Origin of the sequence: Trichocoleus sp. ST-U1, from assembly GCF_039961835.1 — a bacterium.
Taxonomy (GTDB): domain Bacteria; phylum Cyanobacteriota; class Cyanobacteriia; order Cyanobacteriales; family FACHB-T130; genus FACHB-T130.
The window spans coordinates 62,923-88,801 of record NZ_JAMPJZ010000012.1 but is presented as its reverse complement, the minus strand read 5'-3'; the positions used below and the strand labels follow the sequence as shown (position 1 = coordinate 88,801).

The following is a 25,879-nucleotide window of genomic DNA, read 5'->3' as shown; positions in this document are numbered from 1 at the left end:
TTTCCTCTTCTACTTCTTCCCTTTTTTTATGACATAATTCATACGAGCTTTAATTTTATCTTTTTCTTTTGCTTCTTCATGGAGTCTATACTGGCTCAATTCATTACTTTTCTGTGTTAACCTATTTTTATTGTTTTCTAAATTTTCAATTTCTTTTTGCAACTGGTTAATCTGAAACTTTAATTGATTAATTTCTTTATCCAACTGGCTAACATGAGAATTTAATTGACTAATTTCTTTATCTATTTTTTTAGTAACATCATTTAAAGATTCATTAGACTTATTTAGTTCTATAGTTAATTGCTCATATTTCTTGCTTGATACATCGATAAATAATTCAAAAGCTGATTCTAGTAACGCTCCTTTTTCGGTTTCGATGATTTTGATTAATAAATCTTTCCCTAGCTGACCGTATTGCAATATTTCAGGAAGCGCAGCAATTCTGACATCCTCAGACTGACTATAAAGTCTTGACATCACTGCCGGAAAATTTTCTACAGGAGGTTGGTTTGAGCGAACAGTCATAATTTTTTAGGGAAAAATCGTCTACATTCTATATTGTATGTGTCACTCATCAAGATATTGCTACACAGCAAATAGACACCGCTAGAATAGTAGCGATCGCATTCCCCAACCACAACACCAGCAATCGCCCTCCCAACTCCCCAGAACATAAATTAAGCGCGATCACTACTTAGTTTCAGACTAGGGGGTGATTACAGGTTCCTCCTGAACTTGACACAATCGCTACAAAGGGCTTGCAAGGTCTGGTGGAGCGAAGGGAAGGGGAATGGTTATTAAATCTTGGATGGTGATTGGGGGCGTGACTCTTTTAGTGGCGATGGGGAGTAACATCATTACGCCAAATGATGTTAAGTGGTTCAAACGCCTGCAACGACCCAGGTGGCTAACTTTTGAGCCATTAATTCCACTGATCTGGACAGTGGTTTTTATTTGCGGTGCTTGGTCAGCTTATATTGTCTGGGAACGCACCAAAAATTGGGGACTAATGGCGTTCTATCTTTTAGTAGAAATTGCAATTGTCGCCTACAACCCTATGATGCTGAGGTTACGCAGTCTCAAAGTTGGCACAATTATTGGTGCAATTGGTTCCGTTTTAGGTTTAATTCTGGCACTAACAGTCTTGCCGATTTCCGGTTGGGCGTCTCTGTTGCTAGTTCCCTATGTTTTGTGGAGTCCGATTGGAACTTTTACTACCTGGAAAATGATGCAGCTCAATCCTGGCGATGCTTAGAGATGCGAACGCCCCCCCGGCCCGCTTCTTGCTAGGTTGAGAGGAGTGGTACCAGCGCAAGGGTTTAACTTCTATCGAAGCGAGGACGCCCTGCGGCTAAGGCGGCGTAAAGCAGCTTACTGGGAAACATTTAATCCTTCCTTCTTGCTTGTCTTCCCTCACTAGCGGGGAATAGAGAGAGGCACGAGGAGGGAGAAATTCTACTTTCCCGTTAACGAGGGCTTTAAGGTGAAAGCAGTACCTGTTCGTAACGAGATCCGGCGCTTTCCCACGTATATTCGGTTTCGATGAGCGATCGCGCATTTTTCGATAACTGCTCTCTGAGATCCGCATCTTCAAACAACTTAGCGATCGCATCCACATACTCTTCCACCCGATTAGCGCGTAACGCGCGTAACGGCACACTTTCCCCGTCCACCGCTAATCCTTCCAAACCGCGATCGCTCCCCACTACGGGCACCCCAGCTGCCATTGCCTCCAGCGTTTTATTTTTGATCCCAAATCCTGTCCGCATCGGCACCACGCAGACGCAAGACTTGTGCAAATACTCTGCCATTGAAGGCACGCGCCCCGTAACCGTAATCCCAGGACGCTTCCCTAAATCTACAACTTCCGTTCCAGGACGAGCGCCCACCAGTTCCAGCGTCGCATCCGGATATCGCTTCTGAACCTCCGGGAACACCTCCAAGCTAAAAAAGCGCACCGCATCAATATTCGGCGTGTTATCCATCGCCCCAATAAAAATTAATCGGTGTCCTCCCGGATCGGCAGAACGCATGGGAAACTGAGTAAAATCTACCCCATTCGGAATCACTTGAATGTGGGCGTTGGGATTAAATTCCTGAATTTGTTGCTTATCTTCCTCCGTCGTCACCACAATTGCCGAAAATTTAGAACAGTAGCGCTGCTCATAGCGGCGCAACAGCGGCAAATTCAGCTTGTCTCGCAATGGCTTCTCAGATGTCCCCGTTTCCAGCTGGTTCTTGCACGTCCCGTAGACAGAACTATGAATATTTACCAGCGTCCGCAGCGCTGAGGTTTTCCCATCCTTGCGCCGCCACTCAGGACGCACATAGATTTCATTCACGCAATGTTCGCAAGTAATCGCCTCAAACTTGCCAGCAGCAACTGCTTCATCCACCCATTTCTGAATCTCTGGCGAGTAGAGAGACAGCACGCTGGGGGGTGTTCCCTCCTGCAAAAACGTACTGAAGCGCCGCAGTTTCCCCAACACGCCTCCTTGAGAACTTTCCTGTGGGCGCGGAAAAACCACCAACTCGTCCACCCACTCTTGCAGTCCTTTTATTTCTTCGTCCGTAACATCTCCACTGCGCTGCGTAATTAGAGTAATCGCATGGCTAGACTTGAGATACTTGAGTAAATTAAACGTCCTTACTTGCGTTCCCCCCCGTGTTGGCGGATAGGGAAAGGTGGAAGAGAGCATTAAAATCTTCATCGTAGACTGAGCGTTTGGTTAGATTTTACGGAGAGGGATAATATCGATACTATAGACTTTCGCCTCATACTAGACTTGCCAGAGCGTGTCTCTACTGCGTAAAAATAATCAGTAACAACTTCAGCTTATGCCCAAAGTTAGCATTTCCATCCCTACCTACAATCGAGCTAATTTGTTGCCTTATGCAGTAAATAGCGTACTGGCTCAAACTTATACAGATTTTGAACTAATCATCTGTGACGATGGTTCTACTGATGACACCCCAGCAGTAGTGAGTCAATGGAACGATCCGAGAATTCGCTATATCCGGCACCCGGTTAATATTAAGCGCAGCCGAAATATGCGTTCTGGTTTTGATGCCGCTGGTGGAACTTATTTTATTAAATTTGACGATGATGATGCATTAACGCCTGAATTTTTAGAAAAAACGGTAGCTGTTTTAGACGCTAATCCAACCATAGATTTTGTTTGTACAAACCACTGGATTATAGATGCCAGAGGGGAAAGAAATGAATCAGCTACTTTAGAAAATTCTGCTAAGTGGGGGAAGGACAAACTCAACGAGGGAATGATTCCGGATTTAATTACGGAAACTTTCCAAAAACAAAGCTTACAGGTTGGTTCTACGCTCTTTCGGATGGAGTGTTTGAAAGAAGTTGATTATATGCGCCCGGAAGCAGATGGTTGTGAGGATTTTGATTTACTGGTGAGGTTAGCGATCGCAGGCAAGAATGGATACTTCCTACCAGAATTCCTCATGGAATATCGAATGCACGGGGGGCAAACCAGCCTAAAACAAAATATTCACTTTTTGAAAGCAAAATCCTTCTGCCTAAATAGTTACAAATTCCCGGAGCAGCAATTAGAAAAAGCCCGATTAAATAAACTTGCCGGAACCCGGAAAGCGCTGGGTTTAAGACTGATTGAAAATGGCGAAACTTTAGAAGGACGCAAACTTTTGCAAGAATCTAGTCAAATTTTGGGAAGTTCGCGTCAAGCAACGTTTGGGATCGTGCTGTCTTATTTGCCTACCAGCTTGCGGCAATTCGCTCTTCAAACTTTTCGTAAAATTCGCCCCAAAGATTACGCTGAGCAAGTTCGAGAAGCGGCTAATTGATGAGGAAGTTAATTGGAGCGATCGCTGTTCCCAGCTAGCTGGCGAAACACCGCGTTTAATGCGTTTCACCAAGTTAAATAATGAGGTTATTAGTTACTTTCGACTTGCATCAGCTTTGTTAAGAGCTGTAATAAATTGCTCTTTTTTTGTCATTTTTGTACGTCCTTCTATATTCCGTTCTTTCGCGATTGATTTTAACTGCGAAAGTTTCATTATATCGTAGTCTGGTTTTTCAATTGGAGTCTTATCACCTTCCTTCTGTTCTACTTTTTCTGGCTGATTCAGGAGCGGTTCAATTTTTTGAACAAATTCATCAATATGTTCGCTGATCCTGCTGCTAATCAGTTGAAGTTTTCTATCTATCAAACTTTCAATTTCAGGCAATAAACTTTCAAATTGTATTACCTTATTTGATGATTCAACCGTATTTAAAGGCTGTGTGTCAGCAACTTGGGATTCATTATTAAAATCTCGATTTCTCAGGACTTTAATCTGATCCATGAGAACTTCCTCATTTTCTGATTCAATAATGAAAGCTCCAATCATTTCTCCTTTACGGGGATCTATCTCACGAGCCTTAACAGCGGCGTAGTATTCAAAGTGTCCGTTAACTACCTCATAGGATTCCCGACTGGTTCTGCGAATAACTAGAGGATTAATAATACCTTCAGCTTTTAGAATTAACTCAGCAGTCAGATTTAACTCATCCTCTGAAAATTCTGAACGAGGAACATTAGAGTTGATTTTTTTTACTCCTACGAGCGAAGTAGATAATTTCATACAGTTAGTCCTATTGCTCGCAAAACTTCTTCTGCTAGTAAATTAAATTCCTGAGCGGAGGTAGAATCCGGCTTGAAATCAAGCACCGAGATTGGATCTGGTATTTCCATGTTACCTACAATCTGAACTTTTTCGGTACACTTTGCCAGCTCCTCTCTTTCATAAATAACGCTTTCCATTACTTTCAAATCGTAGCGTTTGGGAATTACCTCTAAGCGCCGTGGTAAAGTATATTGAACAAATCTTGAATTCGTAGATATTTTACTAGGAAGAACACCTAATATTTCAATAGCTGGTTTATTGAGAAATTTTCTGAACTCATTATTTGTTTTAACAAAATCCTTGACGTTTACTAACCCTTGATTAGCAAAGGGTTTTAGATCGGAAGGAATAATTAGATAGTCAGCGGTGATTAGAGCAATTCTGGCATAAAGGTTTAAAGATGGTGGCGTATCAATAATTACAACATCGTATTGAGCCTCTACTGCTTTTAGTTTTTGCAGGAGCATTAGTTTACTAGAATCTTGTTGGTTTAGCTCAATTTCGTATTGCATTAAACTGATGTGGGAAGGCAACACATCAATTTCAGGGTTACTATACTGAGATTTCTTAGCAACTTCGTTTATAGGGTAAAACTCTTCTGACCTCAATAGATGACGAACATTGCAATCTTTTAGCTCATCTAGTTCTTCATCATCAAATTTTGCTAAACCTGCGGCAAAGGTAGTGTTAGCTTGACTATCTAAGTCAACAATCAGGACTTTTTTGCCTTTCTTTCTGATAGCAGCGGCTAGGTTAACAACGGTTGTTGTTTTGCCTACGCCGCCTTTGTTGTGGTAAACCGCAATTGTTTTCACAGTATGTTGCCTTTTTTGTTGAATAATTGGTGTGGATCTGAGTTGAGAATTAATTAATTCAGGTTGTAATGTTTTTTCCTCTAACAAAGGTTCATTTTGAGCGTTTTCAAGATTAATTTTGATATTGGTTGGATATTCAGTAGTTTTTTCATTTAAGTTATTTCTACCAATAATAGTTTTTATATTGTCTATTTTAGAGCTAATCTCTCTGCCGGAACAGTGAAATACTAGCTGAATATTATCCTGATTTTTTTTATAAATTCTGAGTTCCTTGCCATTTGTTAACAATCCATATTCTACATTCAAACTCATTAAGTAGCGCTTGAGTCTGCCAGTATGTCTATTTAAGTTTTGATTGGGATGCTTTGCTTCCATTACAACGCTTAATGGCGAGTTGTCATCCAACACAAATGGGATGACTTGCGCTGCAAATGCCAAAAAGTCTAATCGAATACTGCCAACGGCAATCTCTTGATGCCAAGTTTCTGGAGTATATCCTAGCTGTGGCAGCAGATATTGAACGATGAGTTTACTTTCTACTTCACTCTCATTTCGGCAAAGCTCAGGGTTGAAGTTCAATTGTGTTCTTCCTCTCCACGGCACTCATTGAAACCTTAAACCTATCTGATTGTCCTCAGAGCGAGGTTTTTCGTATTAGGGTATTGACCGCTTCTTAAGGACATGGGTCAAGTTCCTTTTAAAGTTTAGCGTCTGCTCAACTGGCAGTGGCAGAAGTGAGTTGGATGCGATCGCGTTTTCTTCCCGGCTACGCAAACAGCCGCTAAGAACGGCATATTCTATGCGAGTAGCGCTTACGGACATCCTAAACGAGAGATCGCATCCTTCAACTAAATAAATTAATTGCGTTTCAGGAGAGCAGAGAAGCGATTCTTCAACTTATCGAGCGTTGCTTGGATCGCGTTTGGTACAGATGGCTGAGGAGGAACGGCAACTTGGATTGGCTCATCTGCATATTCAGAACCCTTGAGACGATAGCCGTATTCCAAATTGTTCTGGTTCTTGCGGAGGACGGGAAACAGACGGAAGGCTCCTTGGCGTAAGTCTTCCTGAGTGTCGAAGATGGCTTGATTAATTTTGCTGGTGCGATTCACCGCCAGGGAACCGACTGGAAACCAGTTTTTTTTACCTTGGATGCGAATGTAAATATTGAATTCTGGTACTCCGTCCCCCTTCATCTTGTCGTACTGCTTGGAGGCTTCGGCGCGTTTGGCGGAGTTTTTGGGAGTTTTTTTGCTTTTTTGAACTTTGCCAAATCCACTATTAGTTGTCATAGATATTGATTGCTCTTTTGCTTTATTTATAAAAGTTTACAGAATTTTCAGAAATCTGGGAGAGTTGATTTAAGCGCGATCGCTTGGCAAACGCTGTAGGGTAAGAGAAGCGATCGCGCTTGCTATCGTTATTCTGGAGAGATTCCGCTTTAATGGGCGATGTACCTGACGAACGGAACACCGCGATCCCAAATCGTCGCAACTCTCATATCGCGCTATTGCCTTACGACGGCGAATCCAAGATTATTATTAAGGCTGTAACAGTTGACCAGGGATTGAGTGACTGCGATTCGCTTTGTATTTAGCGGGGCGTAGGCTTGAGAGGAGCTAACAAATGGGATATGTAATTGCAACGGTAAACATGAAAGGCGGCGTCGGTAAGACGACTCTCAGTGTCAACTTGGCGACTTGTTTAGCCAAACATCATGGGAAACGGGTTCTAGTCGTCGATTTAGACACGCAAATCAGTGCTACGCTCAGCCTGATGTCCCCACAGGACTTTGGAAAGAGCCGGAAAGAGAAACGCACGTTGAGACAGCTGGTTTATAAAGCAGTTAAACCCGATCTTCCAACTAATCTTTCAATCCAAGATATTATTCAGCCTTACGTTTGCACAGTTAAAGGGCTGGATTTATTGCCGGGGGATATCGATCTCTACGATGAATTTTTAGTGTCTGAAATGCTCCATGAAAGAGCGCTAAGGGATGGAAATAGTAACTTCATTCAAGTTTGGAATGAGTTTGAAAAGCAATTAGTCAGAGGGATTTTACAGCCGATAATTAAAGATTACGACTTCATTATTCTGGACTGCGCTCCTGGCTACAATCTTTTGACTCGTAGTGGGATTGTCGCTAGTAATTTCTACTTGCTGCCAGCTAGACCAGAACCTTTATCCGTTGTAGGAATTCAACTGCTAGAAAGACGGATTAATAAGCTCAAAGAAAGTCATAATTTGGATGGCTTACTCAATCTCCGCCTGATGGGAATTGTCTTTATTATGTCAGGGAACATTCTGAGTGGAAGATATTACCAGCAAGTGATGCAGCGAGTTACTGAAGATTTTACCCCGGCTCAAATTTTCAAAACCCGCATTCCAATGGATGTAAATGTCTCTAAGGCAGTTGATAGTTTTACCCCGGTGAGTCTCAACAACCCCAATTCATCTGGCTCTAAAGCATTCCTTAAGTTAACGCAAGAGTTTTTACAGAAGTTACAAGTTTCTGGTGGTATCTACCAGGCTCCAGAAGCCAAGGTGAACTTAGCCAACCTCGATTGAAGATTCGTAATGAGCGGTTAACGGTTGATTGATTAACCTCCGATTTTTTGGGTAGGGGCTTTTTCTGCGCCATGCCCCTACTTAATCCACGTTCCGAAGGTTCCTATCGCCCTAGGATTCTCCGCTACGGGCTTGTATGGGTTTCGTAGATGCGATCGCGCTCGTATCCTTGCATACCCGCGATTCCCACTTAACTTTGTTTCATAATCTGAATAGTATCTCCCTGCAAAAACATGAATTTTGGTTTCATTTACGGGTGCTTCTGAAAATGCCTGCTAAAGTAAAAATATGAAGCTAAACAGCTTCCCTGACAGATTCTACAGCGCGGTTCACATACGACTTGAGAGGTAAAAACGCTGTTTCATCTAACATCTGTCTCATCCCACAACAGCAGCACTCATCCAGAAGGCTGATATTTCCTAAGCTAGTGACTAGGGAGCGATACAACTAAACTTTTTAAGTTAGTGCAACTCCACGTCGAATTGCCCATAAGAGGAAATCACTTAGCGAGTCTGGTTGGAGTGCTGTTGTTGTTTTAAAGATTTAAATTGAATGAATCAGGTATTTCCGAGCCAGGAAGCAATTCAAAAGTAATGCGATCGCTTGCAACAAAATGTCTGTAGCAGGCAAATTATAAATTTTGCCTGCGTTTGTGTACTCAAGCGTCGTAAATTGTTTCGTCTTCCTTACGCCACGCCGGATCGACAATGCAGATAAACACCAACGGTTCAGTTCCGCAACTGTGAATAAATTGCTTGGCATTCGGCGGAATATAAACCATATCTCCAGGTTCTACCAACTGCGTTTCTTCATCAATGTGCATCTCACCAGCACCGCTAAGGATGTAGTAAACCTCGGAAGTTGTTAGCGAGTGCGGCGTCGAAGTTTGTCCCACCGGCAGAATCGCGTGAGCCAAGCTGTAACGCAATTCTACCGGCTGTTTATCTGGATGCAATAACTCCCTCAACTGAGTGGCATCACCGGCAATAAATTCTTCGCAGTCATGGAGCTTTTGAATTAGCATTCTCGATTCAGAGAGTAAAAAAACACCCGCAGTAATCTTACCCAAAAATTACGGGTTTAAAGCCCCGTCCTTCTAAGGCAATTTTTCTGTGTTTATAGCAATAAGTTGCTATAAACACAGTAGGATATTCCCATGATTGTATTAGAGTTCAAGTTAAAAGGTAGACATGAGCAGTATCGGGTCATTGACGACATGATCCGAACCGCGCAGTTTATCCGCAACAAAGCACTCCGGTACTGGATGGACAATCAAGGAATTAAGCTCTCTGACCTCTACAAACAATGTGCTGTATTAGCCAAAGAGTTTGATTGGGCAGGCAAGCTTAACTCAATGGCGCGTCAAGCCTCGGCTGAACGCGCCCTGATTGCAATTCAACGTTTCTTTGCTAATTGCAAAGCGAACTCGCCTGGGAAGAAAGGATTCCCGCAGTTCAAGAAGTGTACTCGCTCTGTAGAGTACAAGACTAGCGGGTGGAAGCTTTCTTCCGATAAGAGACACTTGACTTTCACGGATGGCTTTAAAGCTGGAACGTTTAAGTTAGTCGGCTCTCGCGACCTATATTTCTACGCTTCCGAAGAGATTCAGCGAGTGCGGGTAATCCGTCGCGCTGACGGCTACTACAGCCAGTTCTGCATCAATGTAGAACGAGTAGAAGAAATCGTTCCTACGGGCAAAGCGGTTGGGCTGGATGTGGGATTAGCCCATTTCTACACCGACAGCACAGGAGAAACTGTTCCAAACCCTCGCCATCTTCAAAAAAGCGAGAAAGCCCTGAAGCGCTTGCAACGAAGAGTTTCTAAGAAAAAGAAAGGATCAGCCAACCGCCGGAAAGCCATTAATCGGCTAGGAAGAAAACACCTAAAAGTCAGTAGACAGCGTAAAGACTTCGCCGTAAAAACGGCGTTGTGCGTGGTGAAATCTAGCGATTTCGTAGCCTACGAAGACTTGCAGGTGAAGAATATGGTGAAAAACCACAAGCTTGCCAAAAGCATTAGTGATGCAGCTTGGTCACAGTTCGCCCAATGGTTGCAGTATTTAGGGAAGGTGTACGGAAAAACAGTAGTTGCTGTTGCTCCTCAATATACATCCCAAGATTGTTCTAACTGCGGTGCGACAGTTAAGAAGTCGCTATCAGTCAGGACTCATGTATGTGGCTGTGGAACTGTATTAGACCGCGACCACAACGCCGCACTAAACATTTTGGCTAAAGCTTTAAGGCAAACAGGTATTGATTTAAATACGGCGGGGCACGCCGGAATTAACGCTTTCGGACAGACCGATCTCTACTCGCGGGTGGTGACATCAACGAGCAAATCGACTGGTTGAAGAAAGAATCTCGCGCGTTTACGCCGAGCAGTGTCAAATTGTGTCTTGAGAATGGAACGAAAAACCCGGAATTGGACGATAGTCAGAGCAGTTAATCGCTTCTTCAGTCTGGGCAATACTGGGTTGCACGGTACACTTGAGCCGGTAATCGCCGGTAAAATATCGGCAATTGGTACAGGGTACGCTGTGCATTTGCTTCGCTTTGGTAAAACTCGCGGAGATCGTACTAAATAAACTCCAGCCAATCAAAAGGAGCAACATCCACGCACACAAAAAGCATAGAGGTACTAAAACTGGCTGGATTGCATGAACCAGAACGTATAAAAGTTGAAACACAGGCTATTTTTTGAGGAGGAGTGAACAGAGCTACTTAAACAAAATTACTTCACTTCCTCAGAGTTCGCCTCATAATTAGGGCTTAGTTGTAAATTTTTGTAAAGCTTAGTTTGCCTTGTAGAAGTGGCACTACTTTGTGCCTAGATAATTTGTGCCTACATAAATTGATAGATAGACAGTTGCAGAGCAGAAAGTTAGAATACAACTTCCTACCCAGAAAGTAATTATCTTGATTAAGGGGTCTTACGCTCTTTTGTGGTGTAAGGGGTTGTGCATTTACTGCGACGGATCAGAAAGATCGCTGGCAACCGGAACGGCAAGCAAAACAAGGCTGGAAAGCAAAACGTTCTGCCGCCGGGAAAGGCGAAGGCGAAGCACTTCTACGCAGAATCTACGCAGAATTGAAAGACTGCTCTAGGTTTTTGCGCGATCGCTTCGCTTATATAGCTGCTGCCACGCTGTTACGGTATGCACCCATGCTTATCCCTTCATCTAGCAACGACAGCACCACCTTCCCCCTAGAACTCGCCCTCTGTAGGTCAAAGCTTGAGAGCGAGCCTTCCGCGCGCTATGTGGCTGGGGAAAACGCTCTGATATCCTATGGCCTTTCAACCAAGAAAAGCTATGACTTAGGCACTCAAGGCGCATCGCTCATGCCTTTGCGAGAGCGAGACGTGACAGCACTGGCAGTGCTATTTGAACGAGATGACAGTGAGGAAATTGAAGCAGATATTAACCACAACCTCATCTGGCTGTGGCCTGAACCTTGCTGGGATGACGAAGATCCCTTTGATTTTTTGGGCGATTATCTTCACAAATAGCGATTAGTTACGAGTGATTAGCCCTTAGCCATGAATATGTTGCCAAAGACTAATGACTCATGACCCATAACGGCTAAAAGGGGATGTCGTCGATATCTCCTTGAGGCGGTGGGGTAGAACGGCTGCCCGTTCGTGTGGGAACGCGACTGGGCGGTGTTTCCTCTGTTGGGAAGTCTCCAGACATTCCCCCATCGCTGTCATCAGCGGGTGCGGAGCTAGGACGACGCGACCCCATTGGAACGACATTGCTGGGAGGAGCCGATTCGGCTACCGAAGTGTCAAAATCTGTATCGATTGCCACTTTGTGAATCCGGGAAACCGTCAACTCGGCGCGTTTTTCTTTAAAACCTTCTTGTCGGTCAATGGTGTTCATCGTCAGGCGACCTTCAAGGATGACGCGATCGCCCTTCTTGAAACTTCCCTGAATTTCTTGCGCTAAATTGCCCCAGCCGACGACCTTCACCGTTGCCGGGGGGTCTTCCGCCCGCAGTCCAGGAAACTGTACCATCATCTCCGTAACCGCCGTTTGGGTATCCGGCGTGTAACGAAGTTGCGGTTCCCTGATAATCTCCGCCATTAAAATGCAGCTGTTCATAACTCCAAGATCCTCGCGCTGAACCGAGCGGTCTCATTCATAATAGAACAAATGTACCAAAGAAGACCCAAAAGTGGGTATGGTAACGGGTAATTGGTTATTCGCAATTCGTCATTCGTCATCAGCGAATAACCAAGGATGAAGGAGCGATCGCTCTTCACCGATTACCGATTACCTAACACCCTACACCAATTGCAATTTAACTTCCTCCACACCTTCCTCTTGGTCAACAAACGATTGAACCCGACCGCGATACTCCCGTAAGGTTTCATCAACCCAATCCCGGTCATTACTATTGGCGAAGATATGCACCAGCGGCTCACCCGCATCCGGCAACACTAGTACCCAGCTATCATCCTGGTAGTTGCAAATCTTCACTCCATCCACTAATTCCAGATGTTCGGCTGGGTGGGTTTCTACTAAATGGCGCATCAAGGCTCCTTTTGCCGTCCAGGGGCAGCGCACCGTGTAACTCTTGTGGTAAACGCGGGGGAGATCGGCGCGGATTGCCGCCAGATTTCGCTCTTGCATCGTCAGCATCTCCATCATCTTGGCAATGCAGAACATGGCATCAAACCCCGGATGCAGCTGTGGAAAAATAAAGCCCATTTCCCCACTGCCACCCAGTACCACATTTGGATTCGCTTGAGACGCTTCCATCAACGCCGTGGGATTTGCCTTCGTGCGAATCACCTTAGCATCGTGGCGACGAGCAATCTGTTCTACCGCACTGCTGCTATGCACCGGCACCACCACCGTTCCTCTGGGATGTGCGGTGAGAATCATGTTAACCATCAGCGCTGTCAACATTTCACCGCGAATCGGCGTACCCGATTCATCCACCAAAATTAACTGTTCTCCGTTTGCTGATACCTGGACGCCAAAATTTGCTTTTAGCGCTTCTACCACATGACCCAGCTGATTAAGCAACGCTTCTCGTTCTGCCGCAGCCAGTCCCGTTTGATTCAAGCTGGCATTCAGTACCACAGCATCGCAGCCAAATTTTGCCAACAGTTGCGGCAGGATGGCTCCTGAAACTGCATAAACGTAGTCAATGACTACCTTCGAGCCTGAATTACGAATTGCCCCCGTATTTAGATGGTTCTCAAACGCCGTGCTGTAAACATCTAGCACCTGGCTGGGGTAGGCGACATTTCCAGTTTCTTGAATCTGGACTCGCCGCAAGTCTTCCTTAAAATAAGCTCCCTCAATTTTTTTCTCTTGGGATTTCGAGATATTGATGCCCTTGCGATCGAAAAATTCGATCAAAATGTGGTCGGGTCGATCTGGATGCACCCGCACGTGGATACCTCCGGCAACCGAGTAAGTGGGAATGACGGTGCGGGAAATTGGGATTGCCGTTGCTTCCAGGTTTTGCACGTGAATACCCACCGACATCAAACCCGCAATCAAAGCGCGACTGACCATGCGGGAAATATTCCGCTGGTCGCGGGAGATGGTGATCTGGGAACCGGGCTTTAATGTGGAACCGTAAGCTGCACCTAGTTTGACAGCAAATTCTGGAGTGATGTCGATATTCGCTAACCCACTCACACCGCGTTGCCCAAACAAATTGCGATGAGCCGTGTGACCCCAAATCAAGTTAATGTTTAATGTCGCGCCCGATTCAATTTGTTTGCTAGGCCAAACACGCACCTGGGGCGAAACTTGCGCTTCTTCCCCAACGGTAGAGAGCGAACCCACGACGGCTCCTTCCAAAACGTGCGATCGCCTATCGACTCTGGTACCACGGCCAATTACGCAAGCCCGCAGATGCGCTTCCTCGCCAATAATCGCTCCATTCCAGACAATTGGACGCTTCAAGTTTGCGTCAGCTCCAATCGTCACATTGTCACCAATTGAGGTTCCTGGTTCGATATGCACTCGTGCCCCAATCCGGCAGTTATTCCCGATCAGTGCAGGCGCTTCAATTTTGGCTGATGGGTCGATATGAGTGTTCTGACCTATCCACAGTCCGGGAGACACTTGCTCGTAAGCAAAGTCTAATTTAACTTTTTGATGTAAGCCATCATATTGAGACTCTCGGTAAGCATCTAAATGACCTACATCGCACCAATATCCTTGGGCAACGTAGCCGTACATCGGCTCGTCTTGTTCCAATAGCAATGGGAATAAGTCTTTCGAGAAGTCAGATTCTTGATTGCTGGGGAGGTATTGCAGGACTTCTGGTTCCAGAATGTAGGTGCCGGTGTTGACAGTATCGGAGAAAATTTCGCTAGAAGAAGGCTTTTCTAAAAACCGACGAATTCTCTGTTTTTCATCTGTAATTACTACGCCAAATTCAATCGGGTTGGGAACTTGGGTTAAAATCAGGGTTGCTTTTGACTTCTGTTTTTTGTGAAATTCAATTGCCTGTGTTAAATCAAAATCAGTAATGCTGTCGCCGCTAATGACTAAAAAGGTTTCATCTAGTAACTCAGCAATGTTCTTGACGCAACCAGCCGTACCTAAAGGCTGGTCTTCTTCAATCGCATAGGTGATCTGCACTCCAAAGTCGCTGCCGTCCTGGAAGTAGTCTCGCATGACATCAGGGAGATAGTGCAGAGTGGCAATAACCTCTGTAATCTGATGCCGCTTGAGCAGATTGATAATGTGTTCTGCAATCGGTCGATTCAGAATCGGCACCATCGGTTTGGGAAGATCGCACGTCAGCGGTCTCAGCCGCGTTCCCGAACCGCCAGCCATCAGCACTGCTCGCATAAGTCCTCCAGATTCTTTGTTATGGTACGGGCGTGACCTTGATGATTTAAGTTGACCTAAGTCTTGTCTTTTAGTCTCCTATACCCTTGAAATTTAAGGTATCCCTCATAAGATTAGAGTGCAGCCTTGACTCTGGGCAAATCCTTTAAGGCTTTCATTTTAAAGCAGATGTTAAATTTAGCGGCGACTCCCTAATTATCTCGTTGATTGCTGGTATCTGCTGGCTCCTCAATCCAGAAAATTGCTTTTGTTACATCTTGAGGGTGCAGCTACAACTCAACCTCGGATAGGTTAGAACTGAATCAATGCTACTTTGCCGTGTAGCCGGAATCAATTGCGTAGTCTAGCTTACACTTGAGAGATGAAGCAGAATGTTCTAATCTTCTGGAACTGCCCAAGGTGGATGTCTCAAACAGTGTTGGAAAGATTAACAGTTGCTGGTGGCGACAAAAATGCAGTCAGTTTTAATGGGTTAATGAGGATTGTTTGAATGGGTACGTTATTAGGCTTATTATTTCTAGGGGCTTATGGATACGGCGGATGGAGATTCTGGAAGGGGTTCCGCCGAACGAATTTCAGCCAAGGTCGGCTCGTTCTGGCTCTGTTATGGCCTGCTTTGATAATTGGCAATAAATCCTATCGTCAGAACTTTAGAAAAGCACTCAAGGGATAGAAGAAGGATAAAGGGTGAGGGATGAATCAGAAACAATGAATTCTTCATCCTTTGAGCAACGCCTGTGGCTAATTGGGGGCACTCAGGAGAGTGCTGAGTTAGCAAAAGCGATCGCTCGTTTCCATCTACCCTGCATTGTTACTGTCACTACAGAAGCCGCTAGAACGCTGTATCCATCAATACCCTCCTTGCAAATTTGGGTGGGCTATCTGGATGCAGCGCAGTTGGATTGGTTTTTAAAAGAGCAGGGAATTGTGGCGATTTTGGATGCGTCTCATCCCTATGCGGCGGAGATTTCCAAGATAGCGATCGCAACTGCCCAAAAGCAACAGATTCCCTATCTCCGCTACGAGCGTCCGGTTATTGATGCAAGCTTACAGAAGCAGCTGGTAATAGAGCTAGATAGTTTCGACACGCTTTTATCTGGAGACTACCTACAAGGGCAACGGGTGCTACTGACAATTGGTTATCGAAGCTTGTCCCGGTTCCGTCCTTGGCAAGAAAAGTCTACTTTATTTGCCCGAATTCTTCCTTCCGTAACAGCGCTGGAAGCAGCTTTACAATCAGGGTTTACACCCGATAAACTGATTGCGATTCGCCCCCCCATCTCTGCGGAATTGGAAATGGCGCTGTGGCGACAGTGGGACATTTCCCTTGTGGTTACGAAAGCATCAGGAACGGCTGGGGGAGAAGAGATCAAGCGCAAAGTTGCCGCAGAGTTAGGCATTCCCTTAGTGGTTATTACTCGTCCAGAAGTTGCGTATCCTCAGCAAACCAGCGACTTGAAAACAGCGCTAGAGTTTTGCCAAGACATCTTTCGATTGAGTTTAGTCCGCCACAATCTTACTGAGCGTGAATCAAGCGACAATTAAAGAATGCTAGAACTACACTGCCACACCACATACTCAGACGGCACCCTCACACCCAGCGAACTCGTTAACGCGGCGATGAGTGCCGGAGTCCGCGCCCTTGCTATCACCGATCACGATACGATGAATGGCTGGGATGAGGCGTTTGCTGCTGCCAAACTGCATAACCTGGAAATTGTCCCCGGATTGGAACTCAGCACCGTTCACAACAATTGTTCCTTACATATTTTGGGCTTTTACCCGGATGAACAGAAGCTGCGGGAACCTTTAAGCGATCGCCTAGAAGGACGGAAACGGCGATCGCAACAAATGGTCGCTAAATTGGCAGAATTAGGCTACCCGATTCAGTTACCTGAATTAGGCGAAGGCATGGCACCAGGGCGTCCTCATATTGCGACTGCCCTCGTAAAAGCAGGTTATTTTCAGTCATCGCGGGAAGCTTTCGATCGTCTGCTGGGGGATGATAAACCAGCTTATGTGCATTACGAGAAATTCTCGATTGTTGAAGGGATTGCCATGTTACGTTCTTGCGGTGCCGTGCCTGTGTGGGCGCATCCCTACCTGTTCCGAGGCGGTGATGTGAAGGAAGTGCTGAAAGAATTGGTTGCTGCTGGGTTAATGGGCGTTGAGGTTTATCATCCCAACCACAGCGCCAAAGAAATTCAAAATCTCAAAAAGTTGTGCGCTGAATATGGCTTACTGATGACAGGCGGCAGCGATTATCATGGCCCCAGTCCCGATCCAAAAACTCCAGATCGCAGTGCGCTGAATATGCTTCAGGTACCGTTAGATTTGCTTGAACCCATCAAACAAGCGGCGGCAAGTTTACGTTAATTTCTAATCGCTAATGTCACCCGAAACAATTAGCGATTACCCATTCCTTATTACCAATTACCAATGGCAAGTGCCATCCTGCAAGACTTTCTCAACGACTTGCACACCAAGTACAAGTCAATTCATGAAGGTGTATTGGCAAACTATATCCCGGAACTCGCCAAGGCAAATCCGGATTGGTTCGGGATATGTATTGTTACCGTGGATGGTCAAGTTTATGAAATTGGCGATTGGGAACAGTTGTTCACCCTTCAGTCGATTTCCAAAGCATTTGTATACGGAATGGCGCTGGAAGATCATGGGCGCGATTACGTTGTAAAAAGGGTGGGAGTGGAACCCACTGGCGATGCTTTTAACTCCATTATTAAGCTGGATGAATCCTCAAAGCGACCCTATAACCCAATGGTAAATGCGGGAGCGATCGCTACCACCAGTTTAATTAAAGGAGTGGGACCAACTGAGCGCTTAAACCGGATGCTGGATATGTTTCAGCGTTACGTTGGACACAACCTATTTATTGATATGTCCGTGTTCATGTCAGAGCGAACGACCGGGCATCGCAACCGAGCAATGGCGCATCTGATGCTCAATTTTGGCATGATCGACGCGAAAATTGACGAGGCACTGGATTTGTACTTCCAGCAGTGTTCTTTGATGGTGAATTGCCGCGATTTGGCAGTGATGGCAGCGACTCTCGCGAACAACGGCATGAACCCGATCACCCAGGAGCGTGCGGTTGATTCCCGTTATATCAGAGATATTTTGACAGTCATGTACACTTGCGGGATGTATGACTTTGCCGGAGAGTGGGCGTATAAAGTGGGTCTTCCCGCTAAAAGTGGAGTATCGGGCGGACTGATTGTGGTTGTGCCACAGCAAATGGGCATTGCAATTTTTTCACCCCCGCTAGACTCGCACGGCAGCAGCGTCAGGGGAATAAAGGTGTCTGAGGAACTATCAGAGAAGTTTGGGTTACATTTATTTGACTTGCAAACAGATAGATCCCGTTTGCTGGATACTTTGTGCAACAAGCAAGAAACTGAATCTGAATAGAACCGCCGCCATGAGCCTGGAGATAAATTCCACACCCAGAAGCAATATCAAGCTAAATTAAACTGACTGAGTGAGCGTTGAACCCGTTTTGACGGGTTACGAGCTTTCAGCCCAAACTTTAGTTTAGAGCCTTAGTTTAAGACTGAAATCAGTGCCATTCAACTGAACCTGAATAGCACCTATCTTTAGCCGAAATTCCGTAGCCTGAACCCTTGAAACGAAACCCAGCACCCCTTAGATTCCGCTGTCTTAGCTTAAAAGAGTAGCTTCTTGCGACGCATCAATCGCTTTAATTGCTTTGGTTTCCGAGGATTCTATACTCGAACCGTAGAGGTCTACAAATCTTTGAAAGAGCCACATTGTTTCATGATTTGAAACCCTATTTAAGCTGACCAACCGCTGTATATTTCTTTCAGCTAGTTTCTGTAGGTAAGGCAAATCTTCAAAGAGTGTCAAACAAGAGGCAAAATGCAAGATAAATTGCAATAAAGGTCTGGGCCACTCTAAGTCACTGTAAATGTCTACGAGGAACTTATGTTCGGTGTCGCTGAGCGGAATGGCATTGAAAATTACAACGATCCTTTTGCCATTGTAAACCGGAATGCTGAGTTCAACCGTATAGGGACTATGCAATGTTAAGTCCACTTCAACGATTGGTTGTCTCCAAATTCTTAAAGGATTGATTGGAGAATCTAAAACAGTTTGAAATTTCACCATTCCACCGATGGCTGTAGGCTGGAAATGACTCACATTAATAACCCGTAAATTATTCAGGCTAAAGTTGTGAATACTTTCCAGATGTTTTAAATTTAATAAATGATAGATTTGGCAGACGTAGGGAAAAGGTAGAATATATTCCTGCCCTATCATATGCTGATGCTGCTCTTGCAATTCAAGCATTCTATCTTGAACTGTAGATAAATATCCTTCATCTTGGTAAGGATTTGCATCGCCTTGGTAGTTTTGGATTGTGCCTAAACTATCGCCCGTTAAGTTTTGATCGGGTCTTAAGTACAGCCAACTTAGGAAGAAAAAAGAAGCTGTAAATAAGTGGATAACTTCTATTACTGATAAATAGCCATCAGCAAAGGAAGCAACCGTTCTATCGGTGAGTCCGAATAGCCAAGAGGGAATTCCAAATACCCAAATTCCATTCTTGAAGTTGGTGATAAATAGAGAAATCTCTAGGTATTGATTATTGTTTATGAGTTTAAAATCAGTGTTTTGAAGAATATTGCTAGACATAATAATTCAAAAGATTGAGATTTTTCTATTGATTTATGCTTGGCTTTAGCACTCCTAATGGTGCTTGGAAGCTTGTATAGAAGCGATCGCATTTGGGATCGTCTACTTCATCAAGTGCCAATGGCACTCGATACCCTCTGGAAAAACCCTCCGAATGCCACCTGTCTTAAACCTGCTTTTGCCTTGAGGTTGGCTTTAAAAGCAACCAACTTACAAAGAAAAACGTCGCCGTGCCTAGTTGCGCGATGTCAATGACAGAAAGATATCCATCTGATAATGAAGCAATACTTCTATCGGTAATCCCAAATAGCCAGAAGGAAATACCGAAGAACCATAGACCAATTTTGAAGTTTGCTAAGAAATTAGCAGCTTCTGTTGGTTGCTGGTTATTCATCTTTTCAGCCCTTTTTCTAAAAATACTGAATGGTCATCTAGCGATTAAAGGGCTTGAGGACTTTTGATAACTCCTGACATTCCCCTTGACACTTCTATGTTAAAAAATGTTTCTTTTACTTGCCATGCGTCCAAAGAGGGAGTTGTTAAAATACCAGAGAAATCGACAAAAGGCAAGAAAATGTATATTAAACTACTAAAAAAGCTATAACCTCGACAGCATAGAGGTTTAGTAGCCTTTAAGTTAGACAAAAAAAGCAGGAAAACTGAGTTTGAAGGGAAACAGGGAGATTCGTTGATAAAATCCTTGAGGACGTGATGCCGGTTTGTCGGTGTGAAGCTGAATGGCGATCGCAATTGATTTTGGAACTAGCAATACGGTTATCGCTCGCTGGAATCCAGCCCTCCAGCAACCAGAAACCGTGAGTTTACCTGGGTTATCGGTCATCGCTGGGCAGAATCCCCCCCTAATTCCCAGTTTGCTCTATGTTGAGGATGCGGCACTCTCGACGGTGGTGGTGGGGCAAGCTGTACGCGATCGCGGTCTCGACCTCACCACCGATGCCCGCTTTTTCCGCAGCTTTAAACGAGGCATTGGTGCTGATATTCAGGGATTTCTCCCAGAACTGGATGGACAGTTCGTTACTTTTGAGCAAGTCGGGCAATGGTTCCTCAACCACCTGATTGAGAAACTCAATGCCGTTAACCCCGACGTCGGACAGTCTCTGGTATTAACGGTGCCAGTAGACAGTTTTGAAGCTTACCGCAAGTGGCTGGGGCAGGTATGCCAAACTCTTCCAGTAGAACAAGTGCGGATGTTGGATGAACCGACAGCAGCTGCCTTGGGCTATGGAATGAAAGATGGGGGTGTGGTGCTGGTGGTAGATTTTGGCGGCGGGACGCTGGATCTTTCCCTGGTGCGGCTGGATATGACAGAAACTCAGAAGCCACTGGGTTTTATTCTCAAATGGGGAAAAAAACAGCTAGCTGAAAAGTCCGGACAGAAGGCAAAAACTGCGCGGGTATTAGCGAAAGCTGGACAAAATTTAGGCGGTTCGGATCTGGACAACTGGGTTGTTGATTATTTTGCCAAAACTCAGGGATTGAAGCCGACACCTTTGACGACACGACTGGCAGAACGGTTAAAGATTCAGTTATCTGTGCAAACCGAGGCGAACGAGGTTTATTTTAATGATGAAACTTTTGAGAGTTACGAATTAGAACTCAATCGCGATCGCTTTGAAGCCATCCTCACAGAACACCAATTTTTTGCTCGCTTAGACGAGTCAATGACTCAAGTGTTGCAGCAAGCGCGTCGGCAAGGCATCGAAGTGTCAGATATTGATGCTGTCTTATTAGTGGGCGGGACTGTACAAATCCCCGCCGTACAGACGTGGGTGCAGCAATACTTTGACTCCAGCAAAATTCGTTGCGATCGCCCGTTTGAAGCGATCGCGCAAGGTGCCCTGCAACTGAGTCAAGGCGTCGAACTGCAAGATTTTCTCTACCACAGCTATGGCATCCGCTACTGGGATCGCCGGAATAACCGCCATAACTGGCATCAACTGATTAATTCAGGCCAAGCTTACCCGATGAGCCAACCTGTGGAATTAGTTCTAGGTGCTTCGGTGGAAAACCAACCCAGCATCGAATTAATTGTCGGAGAGTTAGGTGCTGAAACAGGTGGAACTGAAGTGTATTTCGATGGCGATCGCTTAATCACTCGTCGTTTGGGCAGCGACCAGACATCGGTACAACCCCTCAACGACCGCCAGGGTGCCCGTACCATTGCCAATTTGACACCACCGGGGTATCCAGGAAGCGATCGCATTAAACTTCTGTTTCGCGTCGATCGCGATCGCTTCCTGCGAATCACCGTTGAAGACCTGCTGACCAATCAAACTTTATTGGACAATCAGCCGGTCGTTGAGCTGAGCTAGGTTTGATCCGGTTAATTACCCGCAATTAAGAAGAAACCCACCACCTAGAGAGCGATCGCCTTTTGCTCCCGCTCCCACTCCGGCTCCGGCTCCCCTCCCTGCTTGCGGGGAGGGGGTGGGGTTCTTTGATGACGCATTTGATATTACCCGTTACCCCTTAACGACGGACAACCACCTTTGTGCCATGTGAGGCGAAGCTGTACAACTTGCGAGCTTGAGCGACTGGCACATTGACACAGCCGTGGCTGACTGGGGTACCAAAGCGGTTATGCCAGTACGCTCCATGAATGGCATAGCCGCCGGAGTAGTACATCGTGTAGGGCACATTGGGAACGTTGTAGTCTCTTCCTCGCATCCGAGCCGTGCGGTGCTTTGATTGAATCCTGAAAGTCCCGACGCGAGTGGGGGTGGAGCGCTTACCACTGGAAATTCGGACAGAATAAACCCGTCTTCCACCTTCCCAGGCAATTAACCGTTGCTTTGAAAGGTTTACTTCAATCCAGCGCCGTTGCGATCGCCGAGCGCGAAGACTGTTACTGGCGACTCTTGTACGACGAACCCTGTTGCTGGCGACTCTTCTACGAACGCGAGCCTTGTTGCTGGCAATTCTTCTGCCTCGGCGAACCCTGTTGCTGGCGGCTGTTCTCCGAACTCGGATGCGCTTCCGCATGGCTCTGCGCGATCGCACCGATCTTCTCGTCGATGGCTGTTCGGCTGTCTCCCTTGCCCTGACTGACTTTGATGCTGACAGAGCGGGCGTTGACCAAGAAAACAAAGTCGCAAAGATCAGGGCAATACTTGCCCAGAAGGTTCCAGAACGACGTAACCAAGCAAAGCAAATTTGGCTTTTAATGACACACCTCACTTTCGGGTCTAGGAAAGTAGCTAAGGTTAGGTTTCCCTATCTGATAGTTAGCTAAAACCATCTTTAGATAGATTTTGGGAATCTATTCCAGATTTTTCCATAAAAGAGGGTTCTAGAGCCAAAAAAACTATTTATTTTTATTTACTTTCCTTCTTACTTATGGACAACGACGGGCGTCCCCACCGCAGCCCAGTTAAATAGCCATTTAGAATGATTAACGGCTACATTGATGCAACCGTGGCTAACGGGAGTTCCAAACCGGCGATGCCAATAAGCACCGTGGATGGCATAACCACCGTGGTAATACATCGTGTAAGGAACATTCGGAACATCATAATCAGCCCCGCGCATCCTGGCAGACCGATGTTTCGATTTAATCGCAAACGTGCCGGTGCGAGTGGGAGTTGAACGTTTGCCGGTAGAAACAACCACTGCATAGACGGGTTTTCCACCTTCCCAGGCAACCAGTCGTTGCTTAGATAGGTCAATCTGAATCCAGCGTTGATCGGATTGTTGCAATTCCTGCATTTTTGCAGCCACAATCGGCTGCTTTGTTTGAGCGATCGCGGGTGCGAAAGCAGCATCCAAAGCCGTAAGCGCCACCACCGCCCCAGCAAAAAATGCAACTGGGCGATGCAGCAAATTAGCAGAAATGATGCTTTTCATGGCAAATCATCTCACTCGGTGGGTCGGTTAGAAAAATTCAGCGAAAAGCTCTGATTAGCTGCTAGGAGCAACTAATGTCGGTCTTTTATTAGCTCAATCGTAACTCAGCTTGTCGGGTCATTCACTAATTGCATCAGAGTTTGAGCGCGTTTGGCGATCGCCTCCCATCCAGAGGACGACGCATTGGCTTCCCAGTTTTGGGGAAATAAACTGCCGGAAAGTCCGACCGCGATCGCTCCAGCCGCGAGAAAGGCTTTAGCATTTTCTACCGTGACCCCCCCAGTCGGAATTAAGGGAATATGTCCTAATGGCCCTTGCAGACTTTTGATGTAGCTGGCACCGCCTACCGCTTGGACGGGGAACACTTTGACACAACTGGCACCGGCTTGCCACGCGGTGACAATTTCCGTTGGAGACAGCGCCCCCGGCACCATCGGCACGCCGCTATCCATTGCTATCTGAATTAAGATTGGGTCAACGTGGGGAGTAAAGACGAACTGGGCACCGGCAGCGATCGCGTCTTTAAGCTGTTCCCGATTTAATACAGTGCCCGTGCCAATCGTACACGCGGGTAATTGCGATCGCAAATCACCAATCAATTCTGCGGGGTTGTCGCTATTCCAAGTAATTTCAATCAACTGCATTCCCCCAGACGCAACCGCATGAGCCATTTGGCGACCCAGCTCCATCTGCGGTGCGCGAATGACTGCGATCACACGGTGCTTTTGCACCTGCTTGAACCACGACTGATTATACATCCTCATTTTCTACCGTTAGGCAGATTAATTTTTGAACTTCTTAGATACTATTAGCTATTTCTGATTTAATTCTTACTTGTTTTTCAGCCCTTAGGAATACGCATTTGTTTATCTTAACTTGCTCTTAATTAATATTTCTTAATATTTTTAGCTATCAGTTACTGCCTAAAAAACTCAAGCTCAACCACCAAGTTACATTTTCAATAACTCAAGTTTAAATATTGAAATCCTTTGATTTAATTTTTGCAGGAGTTACTTAACGCGAGTTAATTCAGTCGCTAGGGAGATGGAAACACTTAATAAAATTAATAAAATCGCCAATATAGAAATAATTTTGAGGAAACAAAACCATGCCTCTTTTAAAACTCACTGACTTTGATCCAAACTACAGCGAGACTTTTGAAGGAGATGACCTTCATGGAATGGGGGTCTATTCAGAAAGTAGTACCGACGATAAAATTGGAACCGTTAGCGATGTTCTAGTTGATGAAGAAGGTCATTTCCGTTATTTAGTTGTTGACCTAGGCTTTTGGATTTTTGGCAAAAAAGTTTTACTACCAATTGGTCGTTCGCGAATCGATTACAACACGGATCGGGTTTATGCCATTGGCATGACCAGAGAGCAAGCAGAAGCTTTACCAGAGTTCAACGAAGCTACCAGGACTGATTACGACTATGAAGAACGGGTAAGAGGCGTTTATCGCACTCCCTCTACTGGAGCCTCTGCTACCTCTGCTAACGTTGATGCAGCACCTGTTGTTGATACCTCCTATGCAGCGGCTACGCCTAACATTGACGCTTACGATCGGAGTACCTACAACTATCAGCAAGAGCCGAATTTGTACGGACTGAACGATCGGGATCATCAAACTCTCAGACTGTACCAAGAGCGGTTGATTGCTAACAAAACTCGCGTTAAAACCGGGGAAGTTACGGTTGGTAAGCACATTGAAACCGAAACTGCACGAGTGTCAGTACCAGTTGAAAAAGAGCGAGTGGTGATTGAGCGAGTTACTCCAGCAGATGCTGGAACAGCCGTAACTCCTGGCGAAGCTGATTTCCGCGAAGGGGAAGTTGCCCGCGTGGAAATCTACGAAGAAACTCCTGACATTCACAAAGAAGCTTTTGTGCGTGAGGAAGTCAGAGTTAAGAAAGTTGTAGATCACGAAACAGTTGACGCAGAAGAAACGATTCGTCGTGAAGAGTTAGATGTGAATACGGACGGGCAAGCTACTATTAACCGCCCTACTAACTTACCTTCCGATCGGATTTAAGAAGCCCTCCAACGAGCGATTAAGTCACCGATGATTTAAGCGAGTAAAAACCATGCAGGCAGGGCAAATTATTAGCTCTGCCTGCACCTTTAGAGGTAGGGTTTTCCTACCACTAACTTGCACTTGATAACCTAATTTAGAAAGTCTTCATGTTTCTCAAAAACAAACAAACCGGCGATTTGATAGAAGTTCTCGATATTGAGGAGCTGTTCAACCCTAATAATGATGCAATTTCTGGGCGAGATCAAGCAGGGCAGGAGGAACAGGAAAAAGCTTCTTTTGAGAAGAAAGAATTAATTTTTCCTTCTGGGGAAAGCCTACCTCGCTGTTGGATGGATGCCAACTATACAACCACCTAATTTTCAATAAAACGCTTAAGCATTATCGGGTGTTTATTCGTCAAGTCTTGCTAGAAACTTTTGAGTTTAGGAAAAGGGCTGCAAATTTTGAAAT

Annotated in this window: 25 protein-coding genes and 1 pseudogene; 11 read left to right on the top strand and 15 right to left on the bottom strand. The window is 45.4% G+C overall.

Annotation, left to right across the window (positions count from 1 at the left end; all coding sequences use genetic code 11):
• Positions 1-9: 9 nt before the first annotated feature.
• On the bottom strand, positions 10-525 hold the full coding sequence (locus NDA06_RS07250) for a hypothetical protein (RefSeq protein ID WP_190985156.1): 516 nt from the start codon (positions 523-525) through the stop codon (positions 10-12).
• A gap of 265 nt (positions 526-790) precedes the next feature.
• On the opposite strand from NDA06_RS07250, the gene NDA06_RS07245 reads away from it, so the two are divergent.
• Positions 791-1,255: a TspO/MBR family protein gene (locus tag NDA06_RS07245; RefSeq protein WP_190985157.1), complete on the top strand. Its 465-nt coding sequence runs from the start codon at positions 791-793 to the stop codon at positions 1,253-1,255.
• A gap of 223 nt (positions 1,256-1,478) precedes the next feature.
• Here the strand turns inward: NDA06_RS07245 and NDA06_RS07240 are convergent, their stop codons facing one another.
• A complete protein-coding gene (locus NDA06_RS07240) occupies positions 1,479-2,711 on the bottom strand; it encodes a glycosyltransferase family 4 protein (protein ID WP_190985158.1) in 1,233 nt (410 codons plus the stop codon).
• Positions 2,712-2,838: 127 nt separating this feature from the next.
• Between NDA06_RS07240 and NDA06_RS07235 the strand changes: the two genes are divergently transcribed.
• The gene (locus tag NDA06_RS07235; protein WP_190985159.1) at positions 2,839-3,828 is read left to right on the top strand and encodes a glycosyltransferase; all 990 of its coding nucleotides are present in this window, start codon (positions 2,839-2,841) and stop codon (positions 3,826-3,828) included.
• 93 nt (positions 3,829-3,921) lie between these two features.
• Here NDA06_RS07235 and NDA06_RS07230 read toward each other — a convergent pair whose 3' ends face one another.
• From NDA06_RS07230 to NDA06_RS07215, 4 genes are all read right to left on the bottom strand, one after another.
• Positions 3,922-4,608: a Rho termination factor N-terminal domain-containing protein gene (locus NDA06_RS07230; RefSeq protein ID WP_190527627.1), complete on the bottom strand. Its 687-nt coding sequence runs from the start codon at positions 4,606-4,608 to the stop codon at positions 3,922-3,924.
• The gene (locus NDA06_RS07225; RefSeq protein WP_190985160.1) at positions 4,605-6,044 is read right to left on the bottom strand and encodes an AAA family ATPase; all 1,440 of its coding nucleotides are present in this window, start codon (positions 6,042-6,044) and stop codon (positions 4,605-4,607) included. Before NDA06_RS07225 ends, NDA06_RS07230 begins: the two co-directional genes overlap by 4 nt.
• A gap of 278 nt (positions 6,045-6,322) precedes the next feature.
• On the bottom strand, positions 6,323-6,757 hold the full coding sequence (locus tag NDA06_RS07220; protein WP_190985161.1) for an HHL1-like protein: 435 nt from the start codon (positions 6,755-6,757) through the stop codon (positions 6,323-6,325).
• A 22-nt stretch (positions 6,758-6,779) separates the two neighbouring features.
• Positions 6,780-6,959 (bottom strand): hypothetical protein, encoded by a 180-nt coding sequence (locus tag NDA06_RS07215; protein WP_206755344.1) that lies wholly within the window; start codon positions 6,957-6,959, stop codon positions 6,780-6,782.
• A gap of 132 nt (positions 6,960-7,091) precedes the next feature.
• Here NDA06_RS07215 and NDA06_RS07210 point away from each other — a divergent pair, with 132 nt between their 5' ends.
• Positions 7,092-8,033, top strand: a complete 942-nt coding sequence (locus tag NDA06_RS07210) for a ParA family protein (RefSeq protein ID WP_190412090.1) — start codon at positions 7,092-7,094, stop codon at positions 8,031-8,033.
• A 658-nt stretch (positions 8,034-8,691) separates the two neighbouring features.
• Here the strand turns inward: NDA06_RS07210 and NDA06_RS07205 are convergent.
• Positions 8,692-9,057 (bottom strand): cupin domain-containing protein, encoded by a 366-nt coding sequence (locus NDA06_RS07205; RefSeq protein WP_190440670.1) that lies wholly within the window; start codon positions 9,055-9,057, stop codon positions 8,692-8,694.
• 132 nt (positions 9,058-9,189) lie between these two features.
• On the opposite strand from NDA06_RS07205, the gene NDA06_RS07200 reads away from it, so the two are divergent.
• Complete coding sequence (locus tag NDA06_RS07200; RefSeq protein WP_190985163.1) at positions 9,190-10,383, top strand: RNA-guided endonuclease TnpB family protein; 1,194 nt, start codon at positions 9,190-9,192, stop codon at positions 10,381-10,383.
• Positions 10,384-10,416: 33 nt separating this feature from the next.
• Here NDA06_RS07200 and NDA06_RS07195 read toward each other — a convergent pair whose 3' ends face one another.
• Positions 10,417-10,575, bottom strand: a complete 159-nt coding sequence (locus NDA06_RS07195; protein ID WP_339380631.1) for a hypothetical protein — start codon at positions 10,573-10,575, stop codon at positions 10,417-10,419.
• 545 nt (positions 10,576-11,120) lie between these two features.
• On the opposite strand from NDA06_RS07195, the gene NDA06_RS07190 reads away from it, so the two are divergent.
• On the top strand, positions 11,121-11,540 hold the full coding sequence (locus tag NDA06_RS07190; protein WP_190676045.1) for a hypothetical protein: 420 nt from the start codon (positions 11,121-11,123) through the stop codon (positions 11,538-11,540).
• A gap of 73 nt (positions 11,541-11,613) precedes the next feature.
• On the opposite strand, the gene NDA06_RS07185 is transcribed toward NDA06_RS07190, so the two are convergent.
• Complete coding sequence (locus NDA06_RS07185) at positions 11,614-12,135, bottom strand: single-stranded DNA-binding protein (RefSeq protein WP_190438744.1); 522 nt, start codon at positions 12,133-12,135, stop codon at positions 11,614-11,616.
• A 183-nt stretch (positions 12,136-12,318) separates the two neighbouring features.
• Complete coding sequence (locus tag NDA06_RS07180; RefSeq protein ID WP_190412085.1) at positions 12,319-14,856, bottom strand: mannose-1-phosphate guanyltransferase; 2,538 nt, start codon at positions 14,854-14,856, stop codon at positions 12,319-12,321.
• A 708-nt stretch (positions 14,857-15,564) separates the two neighbouring features.
• Here NDA06_RS07180 and NDA06_RS07175 point away from each other — a divergent pair.
• From NDA06_RS07175 to glsA, 3 genes are all read left to right on the top strand, one after another.
• Positions 15,565-16,401 (top strand): cobalt-precorrin-6A reductase, encoded by an 837-nt coding sequence (locus NDA06_RS07175; RefSeq protein WP_190985164.1) that lies wholly within the window; start codon positions 15,565-15,567, stop codon positions 16,399-16,401.
• Positions 16,402-16,404: 3 nt separating this feature from the next.
• A complete protein-coding gene (locus NDA06_RS07170; protein WP_190985165.1) occupies positions 16,405-17,232 on the top strand; it encodes a PHP domain-containing protein in 828 nt (275 codons plus the stop codon).
• A gap of 63 nt (positions 17,233-17,295) precedes the next feature.
• Positions 17,296-18,285, top strand: a complete 990-nt coding sequence (gene glsA / locus NDA06_RS07165; protein ID WP_190412082.1) for a glutaminase A — start codon at positions 17,296-17,298, stop codon at positions 18,283-18,285.
• Between the two features lie 249 nt (positions 18,286-18,534).
• On the opposite strand, the gene NDA06_RS07160 is transcribed toward glsA, so the two are convergent.
• Together NDA06_RS07160 and NDA06_RS07155 are read right to left on the bottom strand one after the other, a co-directional pair.
• A complete protein-coding gene (locus tag NDA06_RS07160; protein ID WP_190412081.1) occupies positions 18,535-19,530 on the bottom strand; it encodes a hypothetical protein in 996 nt (331 codons plus the stop codon).
• 166 nt (positions 19,531-19,696) lie between these two features.
• Complete coding sequence (locus tag NDA06_RS07155; RefSeq protein ID WP_190412080.1) at positions 19,697-19,924, bottom strand: hypothetical protein; 228 nt, start codon at positions 19,922-19,924, stop codon at positions 19,697-19,699.
• A gap of 343 nt (positions 19,925-20,267) precedes the next feature.
• Between NDA06_RS07155 and NDA06_RS07150 the strand changes: the two genes are divergently transcribed.
• The gene (locus NDA06_RS07150; protein ID WP_190985166.1) at positions 20,268-21,863 is read left to right on the top strand and encodes an Hsp70 family protein; all 1,596 of its coding nucleotides are present in this window, start codon (positions 20,268-20,270) and stop codon (positions 21,861-21,863) included.
• A gap of 157 nt (positions 21,864-22,020) precedes the next feature.
• On the opposite strand, the pseudogene NDA06_RS07145 reads toward NDA06_RS07150, so the two are convergent.
• From NDA06_RS07145 to NDA06_RS07135, 3 genes and pseudogenes are all read right to left on the bottom strand, one after another.
• Positions 22,021-22,383 (bottom strand): annotated as a pseudogene (locus NDA06_RS07145) (L,D-transpeptidase); the annotation flags it as partial.
• A 498-nt stretch (positions 22,384-22,881) separates the two neighbouring features.
• Positions 22,882-23,394, bottom strand: a complete 513-nt coding sequence (locus tag NDA06_RS07140; protein WP_190430208.1) for a L,D-transpeptidase — start codon at positions 23,392-23,394, stop codon at positions 22,882-22,884.
• Positions 23,395-23,498: 104 nt separating this feature from the next.
• The gene (locus tag NDA06_RS07135) at positions 23,499-24,152 is read right to left on the bottom strand and encodes a bifunctional 4-hydroxy-2-oxoglutarate aldolase/2-dehydro-3-deoxy-phosphogluconate aldolase (protein ID WP_190985167.1); all 654 of its coding nucleotides are present in this window, start codon (positions 24,150-24,152) and stop codon (positions 23,499-23,501) included.
• A gap of 350 nt (positions 24,153-24,502) precedes the next feature.
• Between NDA06_RS07135 and NDA06_RS07130 the strand changes: the two genes are divergently transcribed.
• Positions 24,503-25,426 (top strand): DUF2382 domain-containing protein, encoded by a 924-nt coding sequence (locus NDA06_RS07130; protein ID WP_190430210.1) that lies wholly within the window; start codon positions 24,503-24,505, stop codon positions 25,424-25,426.
• A gap of 149 nt (positions 25,427-25,575) precedes the next feature.
• Positions 25,576-25,785, top strand: coding sequence for an acetyltransferase (locus tag NDA06_RS07125; RefSeq protein WP_190412075.1), 210 nt, complete (start codon positions 25,576-25,578; stop codon positions 25,783-25,785).
• Positions 25,786-25,879: the final 94 nt, after the last annotated feature.